Source organism: Mangrovibacterium marinum, assembly GCF_003046625.1.
GTDB lineage: Bacteria > Bacteroidota > Bacteroidia > Bacteroidales > Prolixibacteraceae > Mangrovibacterium > Mangrovibacterium marinum.
In genome coordinates this window covers 101777-120533 of the sequence record NZ_QAAD01000006.1, presented here as the reverse complement: position 1 = coordinate 120533, position 18757 = coordinate 101777, and the positions used below count along the sequence as shown (strand labels likewise).

At 47.0% G+C, this 18757-nt stretch carries 14 protein-coding genes; 13 read left to right on the top strand and 1 reads right to left on the bottom strand.

Annotation, left to right across the window (positions count from 1 at the left end):
- Positions 1-294 precede the first annotated feature (294 nt).
- Both gldA and C8N47_RS07475 read left to right on the top strand, forming a co-directional pair.
- Entirely contained in the window at positions 295-1206 is a 912-nt protein-coding gene (gene gldA / locus C8N47_RS07480; protein ID WP_107821922.1) for a gliding motility-associated ABC transporter ATP-binding subunit GldA, read from the top strand.
- 299 nt (positions 1207-1505) lie between these two features.
- Positions 1506-2672 (top strand): tetratricopeptide repeat protein, encoded by a 1167-nt coding sequence (locus C8N47_RS07475; protein ID WP_146161461.1) that lies wholly within the window; start codon positions 1506-1508, stop codon positions 2670-2672.
- Positions 2673-2847: 175 nt separating this feature from the next.
- Here C8N47_RS07475 and C8N47_RS07470 read toward each other — a convergent pair whose 3' ends face one another.
- Complete coding sequence (locus C8N47_RS07470) at positions 2848-3249, bottom strand: DUF7670 domain-containing protein (RefSeq protein ID WP_107821920.1); 402 nt, start codon at positions 3247-3249, stop codon at positions 2848-2850.
- 343 nt (positions 3250-3592) lie between these two features.
- Between C8N47_RS07470 and metK the strand changes: the two genes are divergently transcribed.
- The 11 genes from metK (at position 3593) to C8N47_RS07410 (ending at position 18634) form a co-directional block, all read left to right on the top strand.
- Positions 3593-4846, top strand: a complete 1254-nt coding sequence (gene metK / locus C8N47_RS07465) for a methionine adenosyltransferase (RefSeq protein WP_107821919.1) — start codon at positions 3593-3595, stop codon at positions 4844-4846.
- Between the two features lie 1119 nt (positions 4847-5965).
- Positions 5966-6925 (top strand): hypothetical protein, encoded by a 960-nt coding sequence (locus C8N47_RS07455; protein WP_107821917.1) that lies wholly within the window; start codon positions 5966-5968, stop codon positions 6923-6925.
- A gap of 11 nt (positions 6926-6936) precedes the next feature.
- Positions 6937-7992: a phosphate ABC transporter substrate-binding protein PstS gene (pstS, locus tag C8N47_RS07450; RefSeq protein ID WP_107821916.1), complete on the top strand. Its 1056-nt coding sequence runs from the start codon at positions 6937-6939 to the stop codon at positions 7990-7992.
- 103 nt (positions 7993-8095) lie between these two features.
- A complete protein-coding gene (gene pstC, locus C8N47_RS07445; RefSeq protein ID WP_107822034.1) occupies positions 8096-8947 on the top strand; it encodes a phosphate ABC transporter permease subunit PstC in 852 nt (283 codons plus the stop codon).
- Positions 8948-8958: 11 nt separating this feature from the next.
- Positions 8959-9846, top strand: a complete 888-nt coding sequence (gene pstA / locus C8N47_RS07440) for a phosphate ABC transporter permease PstA (protein ID WP_211316071.1) — start codon at positions 8959-8961, stop codon at positions 9844-9846.
- 16 nt (positions 9847-9862) lie between these two features.
- On the top strand, positions 9863-10645 hold the full coding sequence (gene pstB, locus C8N47_RS07435) for a phosphate ABC transporter ATP-binding protein PstB (protein ID WP_211316070.1): 783 nt from the start codon (positions 9863-9865) through the stop codon (positions 10643-10645).
- Between the two features lie 35 nt (positions 10646-10680).
- Positions 10681-11367 carry a phosphate signaling complex PhoU family protein gene (locus C8N47_RS07430; protein ID WP_107821915.1) on the top strand — a complete coding sequence of 229 codons (687 nt, stop codon included), beginning with the start codon at positions 10681-10683 and terminating at the stop codon, positions 11365-11367.
- A gap of 1 nt (position 11368) precedes the next feature.
- Entirely contained in the window at positions 11369-12049 is a 681-nt protein-coding gene (gene phoB / locus C8N47_RS07425; RefSeq protein ID WP_107821914.1) for a two-component system response regulator PhoB, read from the top strand.
- A gap of 32 nt (positions 12050-12081) precedes the next feature.
- Positions 12082-13848 carry a sensor histidine kinase gene (phoR, locus tag C8N47_RS07420; RefSeq protein ID WP_107821913.1) on the top strand — a complete coding sequence of 589 codons (1767 nt, stop codon included), beginning with the start codon at positions 12082-12084 and terminating at the stop codon, positions 13846-13848.
- 331 nt (positions 13849-14179) lie between these two features.
- Positions 14180-15634: a hypothetical protein gene (locus C8N47_RS07415; protein WP_107821912.1), complete on the top strand. Its 1455-nt coding sequence runs from the start codon at positions 14180-14182 to the stop codon at positions 15632-15634.
- A 108-nt stretch (positions 15635-15742) separates the two neighbouring features.
- Positions 15743-18634, top strand: a complete 2892-nt coding sequence (locus C8N47_RS07410; protein WP_107821911.1) for a TonB-dependent receptor — start codon at positions 15743-15745, stop codon at positions 18632-18634.
- The last annotated feature ends 123 nt before the right edge of the window (positions 18635-18757 follow it).

Sequence of the window (18757 nt, the reverse complement as noted above, 5' to 3'; positions counted from 1 at the left end):
TCACGCATTTTTGAGAGCCACAAAGTTAAATTAAAGTTAATAAATACAAAATCGAAAAGCCTAAATTATTAGAAATTAGCAGGTCTTCGCGCCCCTGCGAATCGACCTTTCCCGCTTGCCCACGAACAAGCCGCAGCTGCCGCGAAAGGCCCGATTGATATGCAGCTCCCTAATTTTCGAACACAAAAGAAACGCAAAATAAAGGATCGCAGATTACCTGAAAATTAAATTTGAAACATCTATTCGTAAGCTGATCTGCCCGATTTCCTTATTTTTGGAGACAAACAGCAGGCGATGACAATTCAGATTGAAAACATTTCGAAGTACTACGGAAAACAAAAAGCAGTTGACAGCCTTCATATTGAGCTCAATAGCGGGGAATTAATCGGTTTCCTGGGTCCCAACGGTGCCGGCAAGTCCACTTTAATGAAAATTATCACCGGCTTCCTGGCGCCCGACGAAGGTCGTGTGCTCATAAACGGTCAGGAAGTAGCACCGGCCAACAAACACATCCGCCGGCAAATTGGCTACCTCCCCGAGCACAACCCGCTGTACACTGATTTATATATCAAGGAATATTTACAACTCACCGCCGGCATGTATGGCCTGCCCAACAAAAAGCAGCAGGCCGATCGCGTAATTGAGATGACCGGCCTCGGAGCTGAGCAGCATAAAAAAATCGGGGCCCTGTCCAAAGGATACCGACAGCGTGTTGGCTTGGCTCAAGCCTTAATTCACGATCCCTCGGTTCTTATTTTAGACGAGCCCACCACCGGACTCGATCCCAACCAGCTGGACGAAATCCGCAGCTTAATAAAAACCATCAGCCGCGAAAAGACAGTTCTGTTTTCGACCCACATCATGCAGGAGGTGGAAGCAATCTGCAACCGGGTGATCATCATCAACAAAGGGAAATTGATTGCCGACAAGCCGGTTAACGACCTCAAGAGTGGCAAGCTATTCTCAACCCAACAGGTATTGATTGAATTTGCAGAACCGGTAGCTGTCGAAAAACTAAGCTCAACGTTGGCTCCCAACACGATCGAACAACTCGCTGCCAACAGTTTTCTGATTCACGCCGCCGGCACCGGAGATGTGCGCCCTGCACTCTTTCGTTTTGCCGTTGAAAACAACCTCACCATGCTCACCATGCACGAGCAACAAACCAGCCTCGAAAGCATCTTCCGGAAGCTTACCGGCAACTAACACCACCGAGGGCTAAAAGCGCCGTTCCCACAAAGGGCTAACATGCCCTGCATATTTGCGTACAAACTTCATGAGTGTCAACCGACATCAGCTGACACAAGCAAAATATGCAAAATCATATACTTTATAAACAGTTCGACGAGCTCGATCTTCCACCGTAAAACCAGATCGATCAGCTTTGCAGCACCCCCGCTTCGGATACTCCTTCTGTTTTGCGGAAGGTTTTGTAGCCGTAGCTCAATGGGATTGCTTCTGTTTTGATAACCCGATACACAAACCCACCTAATCCCGAAATCAAAATGAAAAAGTACTACAAATCCTTACCAATTCTTCTCACCTTTGTAAGTCTTTGCCTGCTGGGTTTCGCTCAATTGCAGCCTATGCCGATGAGCGGTAAGAGCCCCCAAGCACTCGAAATGTGGCAACAAGCCAGCGCAAGCCTGGACAATGCCGACATTGCTCGGGCCACCGAGCTAATGAAAAAAGCCATTGCAACTGATCCCGACTTTTTTATGCCAAACTACCAGTTAGCAATGATTTACAAGTATACCAACCAACCCGACGAATTTGCAACATACCTGAAGAAAGCCATCGACTCGAAAGCTGAACTTACCGAGGGCGAGCAGCTCCTGAAAGATGCCTTATTGCGCATGCAGGAAAACCCCGAAGCTCCCGTTTACGACATTGCCGATCAACTGATCGCCCGCTTTCCAAAGGCCAAAATCCCCTACTATTTTAAACTAATCCATTGCATGATGGACGATAAATACGAAGAAGCGGCCAGCCTTTGTGATCAAATTCTGACATTTACGGACACACCCGGCTCGGCCTGGAACATGAAAGGCTATGCCTGTCTGGGCCTGAATGACTACGATGCTGCCCGCGATGCTTTTGACAAATACATTGAGCTGGTGCCCGATCACCCGAATCCGTACGACTCGAAAGGTGATTATTACATGCACAGAAACCAGTATGCCAACGCCTACCACAGCTACATGAAAGCCTACCAGATGGATAACAACTGGAGCTATAAAAAAGCCATGAAAGCCCAAAAACGTGCCGATTGGGCAAAAGGACCGGCTGAGCTGGCAACCCCCGACTTAAAAGGCGCCTGGTTACTGGTTAAAATAAAACGGGTAACAGCTGGTGACGTTGAATTTGAAATCCCGGGCAACGTTACCGGAAGCCAGGTAAAAATCTGGTCGGATGAGTACTTCTCGGCAACCGGAAAATTTGAGATCAACGGCAAAGAGCTGGACAACTACTCCTGCGGCAGCTACGAATTTGAAGGAAACCACTACCAAGAAACAATCATCTACCATGTTTCGCCCGAGATCGTTGGCTCACAGGTCAATATGATTATGGAGTTAAAGGGAGACACCCTCACCCAAACCTGGCCAACAACTGAAAAGGAAGACATCGACTGGGATAATTACGACCAGGAGATCTACGTCAAGCTGGACTAAAACAGCCACTGAATATCATCTGTTACAAATCCAACCACCTTGTTGCGGTTGGATTTTTTTTGTATCGTTTTTACAACGGCCTGTTTTTTTTCACGCTTTGTACATCTGTGAGTGATTTAGCCAAACACGCTAAATTGCGGCATTACAAATGACTGAAATCTGAAAATCTGACGATCTATTGTGCTTGGTACTTTTTCTTGCTAAACTTCTTTTTGAAATGATGCCACAAGAAGAAGCCGCCCACCACCACAAATGGCAAGCTGAGTGTTGCTACGAATCGCAAACTGATCCATAGCGAATGATTCAATTGATATTGATACAGAAAGATGACCGGACTGAAAGCCAGACCAACAACCACAAACAGAACACCTCCCACCAATTCGCGTTTCCAGGCTAAAACCAACAAAGCCACCCAAACATAAGTGGGCGTAAGATGCACCATAAAGGCCAACCACTGCTGCCACAGGCTTAGGGCCGGATCGAATGCATCCAGCGCAAATAAGCTGACAAACAAAATAGCAGCAATACCTGCAACACGAGGCAGCCAATACAATATTTGAAGCGATTTGCTCTTCACGACTATATTTACGTTTGCCTGCCGCTTTAGTTAAAAAAAGGATGAAAGCGCAAACCCACGGCATCGCACTCCGGCAGTCGCAATGGTTTTCCAACGAGCTTACACTCAAATACAAACTTACATTCATATCCATCCGCAATTTTGCAAATCAAAAAAAGGTATTACATTTGCAGCCGTAATTGTGGACAAATTTGAGATTGATTGCAACCACAGAAAAAAATGCTAAAGCAATCGCTTTAACCTTTTGGCTTTCCTTTCAATCCACTCATCCACAACAAATAATTAAACATTTAATCATTGACCCGCTTACAAAGCAGGCCGATTTTAACCGTATTTAAACAAGATGAGCTATCTATTTACAAGCGAATCGGTATCGGAAGGACACCCGGACAAAGTTTCCGACCAAATTTCTGATGCCCTGCTGGATGAATTTCTGGCATTTGACCCGAACTCTAAAGTAGCCATTGAAACGTTGGTAACAACCGGTCAGGTTGTTTTGGCCGGCGAAGTAAAATCGAAAACCTATGTGGATGTGCAGGAAACTGCACGTAAAGTGATTAACCAAATCGGCTACACCAAGGCCGCTTACCGTTTCGACGGGGACTCGTGTGGCGTACTAACTGCTATTCACGAGCAGAGCGACGACATTAACCGGGGTGTTGACCGGGAAGACAGAATGGAGCAAGGTGCCGGCGACCAGGGAATGATGTTTGGCTATGCCTGCAAAGACACCGAAGACTATATGCCCTTGCCGCTCGAATTGTCGCACCGCATTTTGAAAGAGCTGGCCGTCATTCGCCGCGAAGAAAAAGAGATGACTTACCTTCGTCCCGACTCCAAGTCGCAGGTAACCATCGAGTACAACGACGATAATACTCCCAAGCGTGTTGAAGCAATCGTTGTTTCAACTCAGCACGACGAGTTTGACGACGATGAGCCCATGCTGGCAAAAATTAAAGAAGATGTCATCAACATTCTGATGCCCCGTGTTATCGCCCAATTACCCGAACGTGTTCAGGCTTTGTTTGGCGATGCTATTAAATACCACGTGAACCCAACCGGTAAATTCGTTATTGGCGGACCTCACGGCGACACCGGCTTAACCGGTCGTAAAATCATTGTTGATACTTATGGTGGTAAAGGTGCTCACGGTGGTGGTGCCTTCTCGGGTAAAGACCCCTCGAAGGTAGACCGCTCGGCCGCTTACGCATCGCGCCATATTGCCAAAAACCTGGTCGCTGCCGGCGTTGCCGACGAAGTACTGGTGCAGCTGGCTTATGCCATTGGCGTTGCCAAACCGGTAGGCGTTTATGTGAACACCTACGGAACAGCAAAGGTGAAAATGGACGACGGCGCTATTGCCCGCGAGGTTGAAAACCTGTTCGACCTGCGCCCGGCAGCCATTGAAGAACGCCTGAAATTGCGGAACCCCATCTACCGCGAAACAGCAGCCTACGGGCACATGGGACGTACACCCAAAACGGTAACCAAAGTTTTCGAATCGCCTTACTGGGGGAAAATTGAAAAAGAAGTGGAGTTGTTCACCTGGGAAAAACTCGACTACGTCATCGAAATCAAGAAAGTATTCGGCCTTTAATCCGCTTACCATAAACAAACATAGCAAGCCCGACCCATTTTGGTCGGGCTTTTTTTTGAAAATCTACCACGCAAACCCACCAAGGCGCAATGTCAATAACTGGTTTTAATTAGATGTGGGATGACAACCCGACAACTGTTGAAAACAACGACAACAGCATCATCGGAAAAATCCGAAACTTTCATCCCTGTTGGTGATTCCCCGGAATCATGAGTGTTTTTTTTGAGAGTCACTTTGGGTGATGTGGTTTCCAACCGCATCGGGGATGCCTTGAATTACGATTGAGCTTGAATCAGGAGCCACTACTCACTTTGTAGCAAACCTGTTAGTGAGCGTTTCCCAACCTTTGGTGTTTTTCACTCCTACTTTTGCGCAATTCGGATCTTTTGTCCTACCAGACGGGTTTTCATTTTTCAGTACTGGCTTTAGCCATTCAACTTGGGTCGTATAAAAGATGATAAGAAGATTCTCCCGTCCCGTACGGGACGGAATTTCCCCCTGTCGTCGTTCAGCTACCCAAATGTCATCCCTCCGGGATTGCAGGAAGCTTTTCGTTTGATTCCGGCCTTCATAAAAATAGGCCAACCGCCTCCCAACATTTTGGCATTGTTCAAAAGGACTTCTTACTAGTTAACGCTTTTTTAAATAACAACCCGATAACTTGAGACAACCACGACAACAGAAAAATTCGACAACAAGGAAAACCAGGAATGAGCCTCTTGTTTTCAATCCGTCCCCGCGCCACCATTCACTCCGACTAAAGACTGCCCCTTTCTTCGGTCTGCTCACAGCATAGGCAAACAATTATTGAAAGCCTTTTTCGTGCTCATGACATGGGCAGCCAATTGCTGAACAGCAAAGGCCCGGAAACCGGAACTACCCGCAGCTTAGCACAATTCAAAAAAAACACCAGGCAACAACCACCGGCTGTAACATTTTTGCAACACCCTACAACCCCCTGTTTTTCTGCACGTAGACAGACTAAAAAAACGCCAAAATGGTCCATTATTCACACAATTAATCGTTTTGTAATCTTTCATTAATCCACCTGTAACTAAATAGATCTTGATTTGCTTTCGAATTCTGGCAAAGGAATTTAATTACGAATCTTAAGTATATATGAACCGCAAAGTAATCTTAACACTTGCTATGCTAGGCGTAGCTTTAATTGGCATGTCACAGACACCCGAAGAGTTTAAACCGAGTGGGAAACCGTTCGTTACCATTTTCAGTAACGTTCATTCTACAATCGCCGACGGCGAAACCGCAACAGCTTTCGAGCTGTCACGCCTGTATCTTGGATACGAATACGCCTTCAGCCCCAACTTCTCGGCTAAAGCAAACCTCGACATCGGTGACCCAGGTGTTGGCAAATTACAGATGACCGCCTACGTGAAAAACGCTTACGTTGCCTACAAGAACAACGGCTTGACGGTAAACTTCGGTTTAATCGGTACCACCGCCTTTAAAACACAAGAAAAAGCCTGGGGTAACCGTTACGTCGAAAAGTCGTTTCAAGATAAATTCGGGTACAACTCAAGTGCCGATTTAGGAGTAAGTGCCGCTTACAAATTCTGCGACGCCTTCAGCGCCGACATCATCCTGGTAAACGGCGAAGGTTACAAAAAACTTCAAGCCGACAGTGCAATGCGCATGGGTTTCGGAGCAACAATCAACCCGGTCAAAAAATTAACAGCCCGTGCTTATTACGACTTCATCAGCAAAGATGTAACCCAATCAACACTGGCCTTCTTCGCCGGTTACAAAGCCGACAATTTCAGCATCGGTGCCGAATACAACAAACAGTATAACAATGGCTATGTTGACGGACAAGACCTGGATGGTTACTCAGCTTATGCTGCCTTCAAAGCATCGAAAAAAGTAAAACTTTTCGCTCGCTACGACAAGTCAAACAACGACTATAAATCGTCGAACAATGGCGAACTCTACATTGCAGGTCTTGAGTACGCTCCTGTAAAAGGAATTAAAATTGCTCCCAACTTCAGTGGCTGGAAACCTGCCGACGACAGTAAGCCATTCGCATCAACTCTATTCGTGAATTGCGAAATTAAATTCTAATAAAATTAAACATGAAAAAGTTATTGACCTTGGTTTTAGCAGTTGCTCTTTTGAGTAGTTGTTCAAACTCATCGAAGAAATCAACTGAAAGCAAAAGTGTAGACCTGACAGCTGCCGGAGCAACCTTCCCGCTGCCCTTCTACAACATGGTTTTCAAAAAATATGGTGAAGAAAACGGATCAACCGTTACTTACGGTGGCATTGGTTCGGGCGGTGGTATCCGCTCGCTGAGCGACCAGGTTGTTGACTTCGGTGCTACCGATGGTTACCTGAGCGATGACAAACTGAAGGATATGCCGGGCGAAGTTTTGCACATCCCCACTTGTATCGGGGCTGTTGTTATTGCATACAACATCCCGGGTGTTGAGTCGCTGAAATTAACCAACGAGTTGCTGGAAAAAATATTCATGGGCGACATCACCAAATGGAATGACGCTGCCATTAAGGCCAATAACGAAGGCGCCAATCTGCCCGATATGGACATTACCGTTGTTCACCGTTCGGACGGTAGCGGAACCACCCAAATTTTCTCCGACTTCATGACCAAGATCAGCGAGAAATGGGCAAACCAGATTGGTGTTGGCAAATCGTTGAACTGGCCGGTAGGCATGGGTGCCAAAGGGAACCCGGGAGTTGCCGGAACCATCAGCCAAACCGAAGGCTCCATCGGTTACATCGGTTCCGAATTTGCCTTTGCACAGAAAATCGCTATGGCCGAAGTGCAAAATGCTGCCGGCAACTATGTGCTGCCAACCATCGAAACCATCAGTGCTGCTGCTCAAGGCGAAATTCCGGCCGACACACGCATCATGTTGACCAACTCAGCCGATCCGGCAGCCTACCCCATCAGCGGTTTCACCTGGTTGATTTTCTACAAAGACCAGGCTTACAACAACCGCAGCGAGGCGCAGGCTAAACAAACCGTTGACTTGCTGAAATGGATGGTGAGCGAGAAAGCACAGAGCGAAGCTCCCAAAGTACACTATGCTCCGCTGCCAGCTGCTGCTGTCGAAAAAGCAAAAGCTATTTTGAGCACCGTAACCTACAACGGCAAGGCGCTGCAATAACATTAAGCTCTTTCGGACGAAGTGAGCAAGGAGGAAAACCGGGAAGTTAGCCCTTCCCGGTTTTCTGCTCAGAACATGCAATTTGAAATTTGATACACGCTTTATGAATAGTGATAAAATAACAAAACTCGTTTTATCCCTTGGCTCATTTATCCTCATTATAGTGGCTGCAGGAATGGTTTACTCACTGGTAGTGGGCTCAATTCCGGCATTCAAAACCTTTGGCTTCCAGTTTATCTTTTCCAACAACTGGGATCCCACATCCGGGAAGGAAAACTACGGTGCCCTGCCCTTCATCGCCGGAACGCTGATTTCATCCATTCTGGCACTGCTGATTAGTCTACCCCTCTCCTTCTCCACCTCGCTGTTTTTGGGCGAATACTTTAAAGGAACCCGCGTTGCCCGCATCTTAAGCACGCTGGTTGACCTGTTAGCCGGTATTCCGTCGATTGTTTATGGTCTTTGGGGCTTCTATGTGTTGCGCCCCCTGATGATCGAACTGGGAATCGGCAGCCAGGGATTTGGCGTATTCACAGCCAGCGTCATTCTGGCCATCATGATTATTCCTTACGCCACATCGCTGAGCAACGAAATTATTAGCATGGTTCCCAACGATCTGAAAGAAGCCGCCTACTCGCTGGGAGCTACCCGCCTGGAAGTCATCCAAACGGTAACCATCCCCAATGCACACTCGGGAATTATTGCCGGCTACATTTTATCGTTTGGCCGCGCATTGGGCGAAACCATGGCGGTGACCATGCTCATTGGAAACTCAAACAAGGTTCCCGACAGCCTCTTCGGCACCGGAAACTCCATGGCCAGTGTCATCGCCAACCAGTTTGGCGAAGCCGACGGGCTTAAGCTAAGCGCACTAATCGCCATCGGGCTGCTGCTGTTTGTCATCACAGCACTGGTCAACGCACTCGGAAAACTGATCATTAAAAAGATGCAATAAAAGTCAGGAACGTGAACACTACAGAAAACATACGACTTCAGGATACTTCAAAAGGCCGTCAGCTCAAAGATAAACTCATTCTTGGACTGGTCATTTTACTCTCGCTAATCACCATTTCGCCAATTGTCCTAATTATTGGCAAGCTGGTCGCGAAAGGCTACCGGCAAATCAGCCTCGAGTTCCTGATTAAAAATACACCCGATACCTATACCGCCATGACGGCTTTGGCCAATGGCGAACGCATTCCGGGCGGTATTGCCAACGGTATTGTCGGCACCCTGATTATGGTTGTCCTGGCCTCGGCTATCGCCATCCCTGTGGGCATCATCGTTGGCATTTTCCTGTACGAAAATCCCGGTAAGCGACTGGCCAACTTCACCCGCAGCCTGTCCGACGTTTTGCAGGGAGTGCCGTCAATCGTCCTGGGTTTGATTAGCTACCTTTGGGTGGTCAAGCATGTTACCAACGGTTACTCAGCTCTGGCCGGTGCTGTTTCGCTGGCCATCATGATGCTTCCCATGATTGTACGCTCAACGGAGGAAACCCTAAAGATGATTCCGAACACATTAAAAGAAGCGGCCTTAGCCTTAGGAACGCCCTACCATAAAGTCATCCTTCGGGTATTGATCCCTACCGGATTCAGCGGCATGTTCACCGGCATCCTGCTGGGCATATCCCGCGTTTTGGGTGAAACCGCTCCGCTGATGTTAACGGCCCTGGGCTCTTCCATGATCAACCTGGACATTAGCAAACCCACCAGTGCAGTGCCACTGCTCATCTGGGAATTTTATAATGATCCGAACATGATTGACCTGATCTGGAGCTCCTCACTCATGTTGATGGCCATCGTTTTGATCCTGAATTTGATTTCAAAACAAATTGCGAAGAAGACAAAATAAACAGAACTTTAGAGACATGATACAAGATACAATTGCTGAAATAAAAAATCCCGCGCTGAGCATTCAGGACCTTTGCGTTTACTACGACCAAAACAAAGCCGTAAAAAACGTTTCGGTCGATATTAAAAAGAATACAGTGACAGCCATCATGGGCCCCTCGGGCTGCGGAAAAAGTACCTTGCTGCGTGCACTAAACCGGATGCACGAGCTGTACGACAACATCCGCACCGAAGGCAAAGTATTGATTCACGATCAGAACATTTACGACGTTCCGGCCATTAAACTGCGCCGCCAGATGGGCATGGTCTTCCAACGCCCCAACCCCTTTCCAACCATGAGCATCTACGAAAATGTGATTGCCGGTTATAAGCTGAATGGCATCCGCCTGAAAAAGGGCGAAAAAGACGAGGTTGTTGAGCGTTCACTGCGCGATGTGGCCCTCTGGGACGAGGTGAAGGATACCCTGCATAAAAAAGGAACTTTCCTCTCGGGTGGACAGCAACAGCGCCTGTGCATTGCCCGTGCCCTGGCTTTCGGTCCGGAAATCATCCTGATGGACGAGCCCACCTCGGCACTCGACCCCATTGCAACCTCGAAAGTTGAAGACCTGCTGGTGAAACTGAAGGAAAACTACACCATCATTTTGGTTACCCACAACATGACCCAGGCGGCCCGTATTTCGGATTATTCGCTATTTATGTATCTTGGTGAGTTGGTGGAGTACGGCAAAACAAAAAACATGTTTACCAACCCCATCGATCCGAGAACAGAGCAGTACCTAACCGGAAAATTCGGATAATTAACACGACACACTTCACTTAAAAAGTAAAAGATATGACCATCAAAAAAGATGAGGCTATTCAATCGATATTAGATGACTTTGAAAAATTGGCCAATACGGTTCTCGAACAACTCGACTTTATGGAACACTTTATCACATCGGGTGAGTTAACTGTTTCGGACGAGGTGCTTGGCTTTATTGCTAAAAACGAGGAAACCATTGACAAAATGGAAGTCAAGCTAAGCGACAAAATCGTGAACACCATCGTTTTGCAAAAACCAGTCGCTTCGGAGCTCCGCAAGCTGATGTCCTGCTACCGCATCCTGATTAACCTGGAACGTATTGGCGACCGGGTCATCAATGTTTCAGCCTTCATGAAGAAGATTAAAACAAAGGAGCTGTACGAAGCTTTTCACGAAGTATTTTCCAATACGGCAATTCTGAGTGTGAAGATGGTTCGCAAAGCCTTGCTGGCCTTTTCGAACGACGATCTGGACCTGGCCATCTGGACCATTAAGAACGACGATATCATGGACGAAATCAACAGTAAGTTGATGAAGAAACTGGTCAAAAAAGCAACCACCGAAGAAGCCAACAAAAGCTTACTGGTGAGCACCATCACCATGAAGGAAATGATGAGTAACCTGGAACGCATCGGCGACTATGCAACCAATATTGCCGAAGCAGCCATCTACTCCATTGAAGGAAAAGATGTAAGACACCACAAATTAGAAGACTAACATGGACGTTACACCCAAAATATTAATTGTTGACGACGAACAGGATTTACGCGAAATCCTTCAGTTTAACCTGTCGAGCGAAGGCTTTGAAGTGGATACAGCAGCCTCGGCCGAAGAAGCCCTGACCAAAGAACTGCAAAGCTACCATCTGATTTTGCTCGATGTGATGATGGGTGGCATGTCGGGCTATAAAATGGCCGATATGGTGCGGAAAGAACATCACCTGGATACCCCAATCATCTTCCTCACCGCCAAAACATCGGAAAATGACCTGCTGACCGGATTTAATGTGGGCGGCGACGACTATATCGTAAAACCCTTCTCCATCAAGGAGGTCATTGTTCGCATTAAGGCCGTACTGAAACGCGGCAGCGCAAGCGGACAGGCCACAACAAGCCTGCAACACGAGGATATGCTTGTTGATGTTGACCGCAAGACGGTAAGCATTAAGGAGGAAGCCATAAACCTGACCCGCAAAGAGTTTGAAATACTGGCACTGCTGCTCCGTAACAAAGGCAAATTTATCAGCCGCCAGGATATACTGGACCGTATCTGGAGCAACGATGTTATTGTTACCGAACGAAATGTAGATGTGAATATCGCCCGGCTGCGGAAAAAAATAGGCAACTACGGAAGCCTGATTGTCGGACGTTCGGGCTATGGCTACTGCTTCGAAATGTAATTTGCGAATACTAACACTTAAAAGTAAACGACGTGCTTAAACAACGAACATACCAACAACGAATCTTTATTTACTTTTTCAGTGCCTTTACAGTGTTCACACTGTCCATTCTGGCCTTTCAATACAGCCGCGAAAAAGCCTATCGCACCAATCAGCTGGAGAATACCCTGGACAATGTGGCCCAGATGACCAACTTGTTCATTCAGCACAAGCAGCTCGACAAAAACAAAGATTACCGACAGTTGGATTCGATCGTTTACCTAATTCCCGATCCGGAAATCCGCGTAACGGTAATCGACCCCAAAGGGCGGGTGCTTTTCGACAGTTTCGTGGACGACTATTCGGACATGGAAAACCACTTTAAGCGCCCCGAGGTGCAAAAAGCCTTGTACAACGAACGCGGTGCCAACATCCGCAACTCGGCTACCACCGGCCTCGACTTCTATTACTACGCCCGCAATTACGATGAATATTTCATTCGATGTGCCGCCGTGTACAACATCAAGATTCAACACTTTCTGAAGACTTCCCGGGTTTTCATCTTCTTTATGATTGCCCTGTTTCTGTTGATGTGGATCCTGCTGTATATTGTCACCAAACGCCTGGGAGAGTTCATCACCAAGCTGCGCGACTTTGCCATGCGTGCCGGAAAAGAAGAGGACATCGACCCCAACTACAAGTTTCCCGACTCGGAGTTTGGCGACATACAACTGCAAATTGTGCGTATTTACAATCGCTTAAAAAGGGCGAAGGATGATTTAAGTGCCGAAAAAGAACGCCTGTTCAACCATTTGTATGCGCTGAACGAAGGGATTGCCTTTTTCACCACCGACAAAGAGAAAATACTGGCCAACAGCCACTTCATTCAATACATCAATTTAATATCGGAGCATTCCACCATTTCGGCCGAGTCGCTGTTCGATGTTCCCGAACTAAAACCCCTGATTGAAAAAATCGAGGAGCATCTGCAACCGGGCAACACCATCAACCCCAAAAATCCGCCACAGGTGCAGATTACCGTGGCCAAGAATGAAATGTTTTTCCGCGTGCAGGGCATTGTGTTTGCCGACCGCAGCTTCGAAATCCTGATTGAAGATGTTACCCGTCCCGAGAAGCGCCGTTTGCTGAAACAACAACTGACCTCCAACATTGCGCACGAGCTGAAAACTCCTTTGGCATCGATTAAGGGCTATTTGGAAACGCTGCTTTCCAACAAAAACGTGCCCCAGGAGAAAATGCACTATTTCATTGAGCGGGCTCACCTGCAAAGCGAACGCCTGAATGAATTGCTGAACGACATTTCACTGCTCAATAATATTGAGGATGCCGGCGACCTGTTCGAGTTTAAGCAGGTGAAACTGCGTCCGCTCATCAACGATGTGGTCGAGAACCTGGAATCGCGAATTGCGGCCCAAGAAATTAAACTGGAGATTGACATTGCCGAGCAGATTTCGGTTTACGGAAACGACAGCCTGCTGTCATCCATCTTCCAGAATTTTATCGAAAACAGCATCAATTATGCCGGCCCTAAGGTAACACTGCGCATAAAGCAATATCTGGAAGATGAAAAGTACTATTACTTCAGCTACTCCGACACCGGCAAGGGAATCCCCGAAGAGCACCTGAGCCGCATTTTCGAGCGTTTCTACCGGGTTGACGAAGGACGCACCCGCGATACCGGAGGAACCGGCCTGGGACTTGCCATCGTGAAAAATGCAGTCAGCCTGCACAAAGGAGAGATATCGGTTCGCAACCGCCCCGAAGGAGGATTGGAATTCCTGTTCTCACTAGCGAAATAATAATTCACACCAAATAACACAACGCTCAAAATCCCGATGGACTCGTTCATCGGGATTTTCTGTTTCACCATTTTGCAACACCTTCTTAATAGAATTGGATTTCAATCATTTACAAAAACCAATGTAATTCAAGAGTAAATAATTTGTAATCATCATGCAACATAAAGGCTCGTATTTAGCAACAGATTTCAGAGGCAAACAATGGCACATACAACCACCATTCGGAGAGTGTCGCTGAATTGAGCAAGATTAAGAAAACATTACAGCAACAAGCTGATAATTAAAAGCTAAAAAGTACAAGTTATTTAATACCAAATTTTATTCTAGCAAAATGAAAAAGTTGAATTTATTATTTGTGATGTCCCTTTTCTTAGGTGTTACATTATTTACGTCATGTAGCGAAAGCGATGATCCTACCTTCGACGCTCCGGCCGTAGTGGTTCCTGCCAGCAGCTCGGTTATTGCCGGCGAAACAACCGCTATGGAATTTAACTATACCTCTGAAGCCGGTTTTGCTTCAGCATCGGTTGTTGCCACAAACGGTACCGCAACCATTACAACAAACGGCAGCTCTTCGGCGACATCGGGAACTATCGTTGTCAGCTTTGTGGGTACTGCCGAAGGTGCAGCCTCTGTCGTGCTTACAGTGGTTGATGCCCAGGGAAACAGCGACGAAGTAACCGCTGTGTTGACCGTTGAAGCGGTTCAAACTGAATTTGAAATTACCGGAAATATTACCGAAGACACAACCTGGTCAACGGGTAATGTATACGTATTGAAAACACGTGTAGCAGTAACCAGCGGAGCTACCTTAACCATCGAACCGGGTGTCGTAATTAAAGGTGCTGCCGGTACGGGCTCTAACGCTACTGCCCTGATCATTGCACGCGGTTCTATGATCGATGCTGAAGGTACCGCTGAAGCTCCGATTATCTTCACATCAGTTGCCGACAACATCATGCCCGGAGAAATTGCCAGCCCGAATCTGGATCCTGACCTGAACGGTTTATGGGGTGGTTTGATCGTACTTGGTAGCGCCAAAGTATCGGTAAGCACAGGTACTGAAGCACAAATTGAAGGGATCCCTGCAACAGACACTAACGGCCTGTATGGTGGCGACAACGACGACGACAACTCAGGTATCATCAAATATGTTTCGATCCGTCACGGTGGCGCGAACATCGGCGAAGGAAACGAAATCAACGGTTTGACGCTTGGCGGTGTAGGTTCTGCGACAACTATCGAAAACATCGAAATCGTTTCGAACCAGGACGATGGTATCGAGTTTTTCGGTGGTAAACCAACGGTTAAAAACGTAGTCTGCTGGAACGTAGGTGACGATGCATTGGACACGGACCAATCATTCTCGGGTGTTATCAACAACGCACTGGTTATCAACCCCGGCGATGAATGTTTCGAGCTGGACGGACCGGAAGGAACCTACCAAGGCGCTGGCCACACAATCACCAATGTTACTTGTAAAGCTGAAGACGCTCAAGGGTTGATCGACTTCGATGCAACAACCGACGTGAATATGAGCAACATCTACTTCTACGACTTAGCTGCCGGTCAAGATGTTGAAGAGTATACCAAATATGCTGCAAACACATTAGGATTTGCAAGCTCAAACTTCCAAGTTACATTGCCAACCGGAGTGAGTGTTGCCGATGCCTTCGCGGGAGCTGAAGCTATTGTTACTGAAGTTGCTGAAGGTGCAAACACCGTAGGTGCTGACTTAACCGTATTTGCCAACTGGACCTGGGCTTCTGCTGCAAGCGCATTCTAACTCAAGGAGAAAAATCATCCGAATTACTTTATATCCAATAAAACTCACAGGCCTCCGCGGCTTGTGAGTTTTCACTTTTCACTTATTTATCGAAGAACAAATACAATCATGCGAGTATTAAAATTGTCTGTTACTACCGTCTTTCTTTTTCTAACAACCCTTCTTTTCGGACAAAACGGCTACTTTCGGGGAACGGTTTATGATGGTAAAACAGGTGAGTTCCTTCCGGGTGTAACCATCTTTGCTGAAGGAACAACAAAAGGAACAATTACCGACCTGGACGGTAAATTCAACCTGCCCCTCCCTGCGGGAACCTATCAAATCAGGGTATCATTTATTTCTTACCAAACACGAAGTATCAACGATGTTATTATTAATGAAGGAGATGCAACGGTTCTGGATAATATTCAACTGAACGAGGCTACCGTTCAAATTGGCGAAGCTGTTGTTACAGCAAAAGCCATCCGCAACACCGAAGCAGCCATGCTTAGCATGAAGAAGAAATCGGCCAACCTGCTGGATGGTATTTCAGCTTCAGCACTTCAAAAAATCGGAGACTCGGACGCAGCAGCCTCCATGAAACGCGTTACCGGAGTCTCTGTTGAAGGCGGTAAATACGTCTTTGTCCGGGGTCTTGGCGACCGTTACACCAAGACGCTTCTCAACGGCTTGGACATCCCCGGACTGGATCCCGACCGAAACACCATCCAAATGGACATTTTCCCAACCAGCATCGTTGAAAACCTGGTTGTGAACAAAACCTTCAGTGCCGACTTGCCGGCCGACTTCACCGGCGGTGTGATCGATATTAACATTAAAGATTTCCCGGTACGCAAAACCGGTAATCTTTCCGTGAGTGCCGGTTATAACCCGGGCTCTCACCTCAATAATAATTTTGTGAGTGCAGCGGGTGGTAAAACCGACTGGCTTGGAATTGACGATGGCACACGCGATATTCCCGCAACCACCAACATTCCATTCCTTACCGATGCTATCAGCAGCGAGAGTTCAGCAACACGCTACAAAGAAATTCTCTCTTCGTTCAATCCTACAATGGCGGCAACACGCGAACGCAGCCTCATGGATTTCGGCCTTAGTGCTTCCTTAGGCAATCAAATAAAAGTTGGCAAGTATGATTTGGGATACCTCGTTTCAGCTTCGTACAAAAACAATACAGACTATTACGAAGGAGCTGAATACGGCCGCTACGGCTTATCAGCCGATGTCAACCTGAACGAAATGGAAACCCGCGAATTGACACAGGGAGATTATGGCGTAAACAACGTGCTTTGGAGTGCACTTGGCGGTCTGTCATTAAAATCGCAAAAGGCCAAATACCGCTTGAACTTCCTGCACCTGCAAAATGGGGAATCAAAAGCGGCAATTTTCGACTACTATAAAAACAACTACGGAACAACGATTTCCGGTATTCAACACAACATCGAATACAGCCAACGCGCGTTGACCAACATTTTCCTGTCGGGTAAATACAATTACCACGATAAGGGCTGGGAGATCGAGTGGAAGCTTTCGCCAACCTTATCAAAGATCGACGAACCGGATATCCGTTTTACCCGCTATTTGGTTGAAGACGGGAACTATATCATCGGAACCGAATCCGGCTTTCCGGAGCGTATCTGGCGGGAGCTGGAAGAAAAAAGCTATGCAGGCGTTTTGCACTTTACCAAAAGCCTCAAAATTAATAACGAAGATGCCAAGTGGAAATTCGGTGGAGCCTACACCTACAAAGACCGCTCGTTCGCCATCCGCGACTTTAACATCAACATCCGGGGCGATGTACCTTTAACCGGTGATCCGAATGAGCTGTTTGCCCCTGAAAACCTCTGGCCTTACAACGGAAAAGTAAGTGCCGGAACCACTTACGAAGCACCGTTTGTCCCGGTAAACTACAATAGTTACGACGCCAATGTGAGCAATATCGGCGGATATACTTCGCTCGAGTTCAACCCGCTTGAGAAGCTAAAAGCAATTGTAGGTGTGCGCGCCGAACAATACCTGCAACATTATACCGGAAAGACACAGCAGGATGCCATTGAGTTTAATGATGAGAAAGTTCTGGACAACCTGGACTTCTTCCCTACCGCAAACCTGATTTTCAGCTTAAACGAAGCGCAAAACCTACGTTTCTCGTATGCCAAAACGATTGCGCGCCCTTCATTTAAGGAGTTGTCCTTCGCTCAAATCTTCGACCCGATTAGCGGTAGAAACTTCTTTGGAGGTATGTTTCGCGATTACAACGAAACCAAAGGAATTGTTTACTGGGATGGTAATCTGACAAAAACGGACATCCAAAATATCGACTTACGCTGGGAACTGTTTAAACCCAGCGGACAAACCGTTTCAATAGGCGCCTTCTACAAAAGCTTTAAAAAGCCCATCGAGCTTGTTCAGTACTCTATTCAACCCGGATCGTTCCAGCCTCGAAATGTTGGCGACGGACAAGTTATAGGAGCTGAAGTTGAATTACGGCAAAACTTAAAGCCGATTAGCGAGAAACTGAAGAACATGAGTTTCCAGGTTAATTTCACCTACACGCACTCGCAAATAAAACTGAGCGATACCGAGTACGAATCGCGCCTGGAATATGCCCGGACAGGACAAAGCATTTCGCGCTACCGCGACATGGCCGGACAAGCGCCTTATATCGTCAACGCCGGAATCTCGTTTGATGGCAGTGACGAAGGTTTTGGCAAAGGCCTAAACGCCGGATTATACTATAACGTCCAAGGCGAAAGTCTGATGATTGTGGGAATTACCGACCGCCCGGATGTGTACAACGTTCCCTTCCACAGCTTAAACCTGAACGCTTCGAAAGCATTTGGTGAAGATCAAAAATGGAAGCTTGGTTTGAAGATCGACAACCTGTTAAACTCGAACAAAGAGGCGATCTACAAAAACTTCGGCGCCAAAGAGCAATTTTACTCCAAACTAAGCCCGGGAACAACATTCCAGCTGAAAGTAAGCTATGCATTCTTCTAACACTTTAGTATAAAGGCTTTTTTAGTAACAGAAGTTACTCGCATGTAGCCCAAGCCCCGGTAATCTCCTCGCAGATTCCGGGGTTTCTTGTATTCCTAAGCCTCCGCCGAGCAATCTCACGTT

Coding starts and splice junctions, on each gene's coding strand:
- C8N47_RS07455 (WP_107821917.1), top strand. CDS start 5,966: ATGAACCGCAAAGTAATCTTAACACTTGCTATGCTAGGCGTAGCTTTA.
- pstC (WP_107822034.1), top strand. CDS start 8,096: ATGAATAGTGATAAAATAACAAAACTCGTTTTATCCCTTGGCTCATTT.
- phoB (WP_107821914.1), top strand. CDS start 11,369: ATGGACGTTACACCCAAAATATTAATTGTTGACGACGAACAGGATTTA.
- C8N47_RS07410 (WP_107821911.1), top strand. CDS start 15,743: ATGCGAGTATTAAAATTGTCTGTTACTACCGTCTTTCTTTTTCTAACA.
- C8N47_RS07415 (WP_107821912.1), top strand. CDS start 14,180: ATGAAAAAGTTGAATTTATTATTTGTGATGTCCCTTTTCTTAGGTGTT.
- C8N47_RS07475 (WP_146161461.1), top strand. CDS start 1,506: ATGAAAAAGTACTACAAATCCTTACCAATTCTTCTCACCTTTGTAAGT.
- pstS (WP_107821916.1), top strand. CDS start 6,937: ATGAAAAAGTTATTGACCTTGGTTTTAGCAGTTGCTCTTTTGAGTAGT.
- metK (WP_107821919.1), top strand. CDS start 3,593: ATGAGCTATCTATTTACAAGCGAATCGGTATCGGAAGGACACCCGGAC.
- pstB (WP_211316070.1), top strand. CDS start 9,863: ATGATACAAGATACAATTGCTGAAATAAAAAATCCCGCGCTGAGCATT.
- gldA (WP_107821922.1), top strand. CDS start 295: ATGACAATTCAGATTGAAAACATTTCGAAGTACTACGGAAAACAAAAA.
- C8N47_RS07430 (WP_107821915.1), top strand. CDS start 10,681: ATGACCATCAAAAAAGATGAGGCTATTCAATCGATATTAGATGACTTT.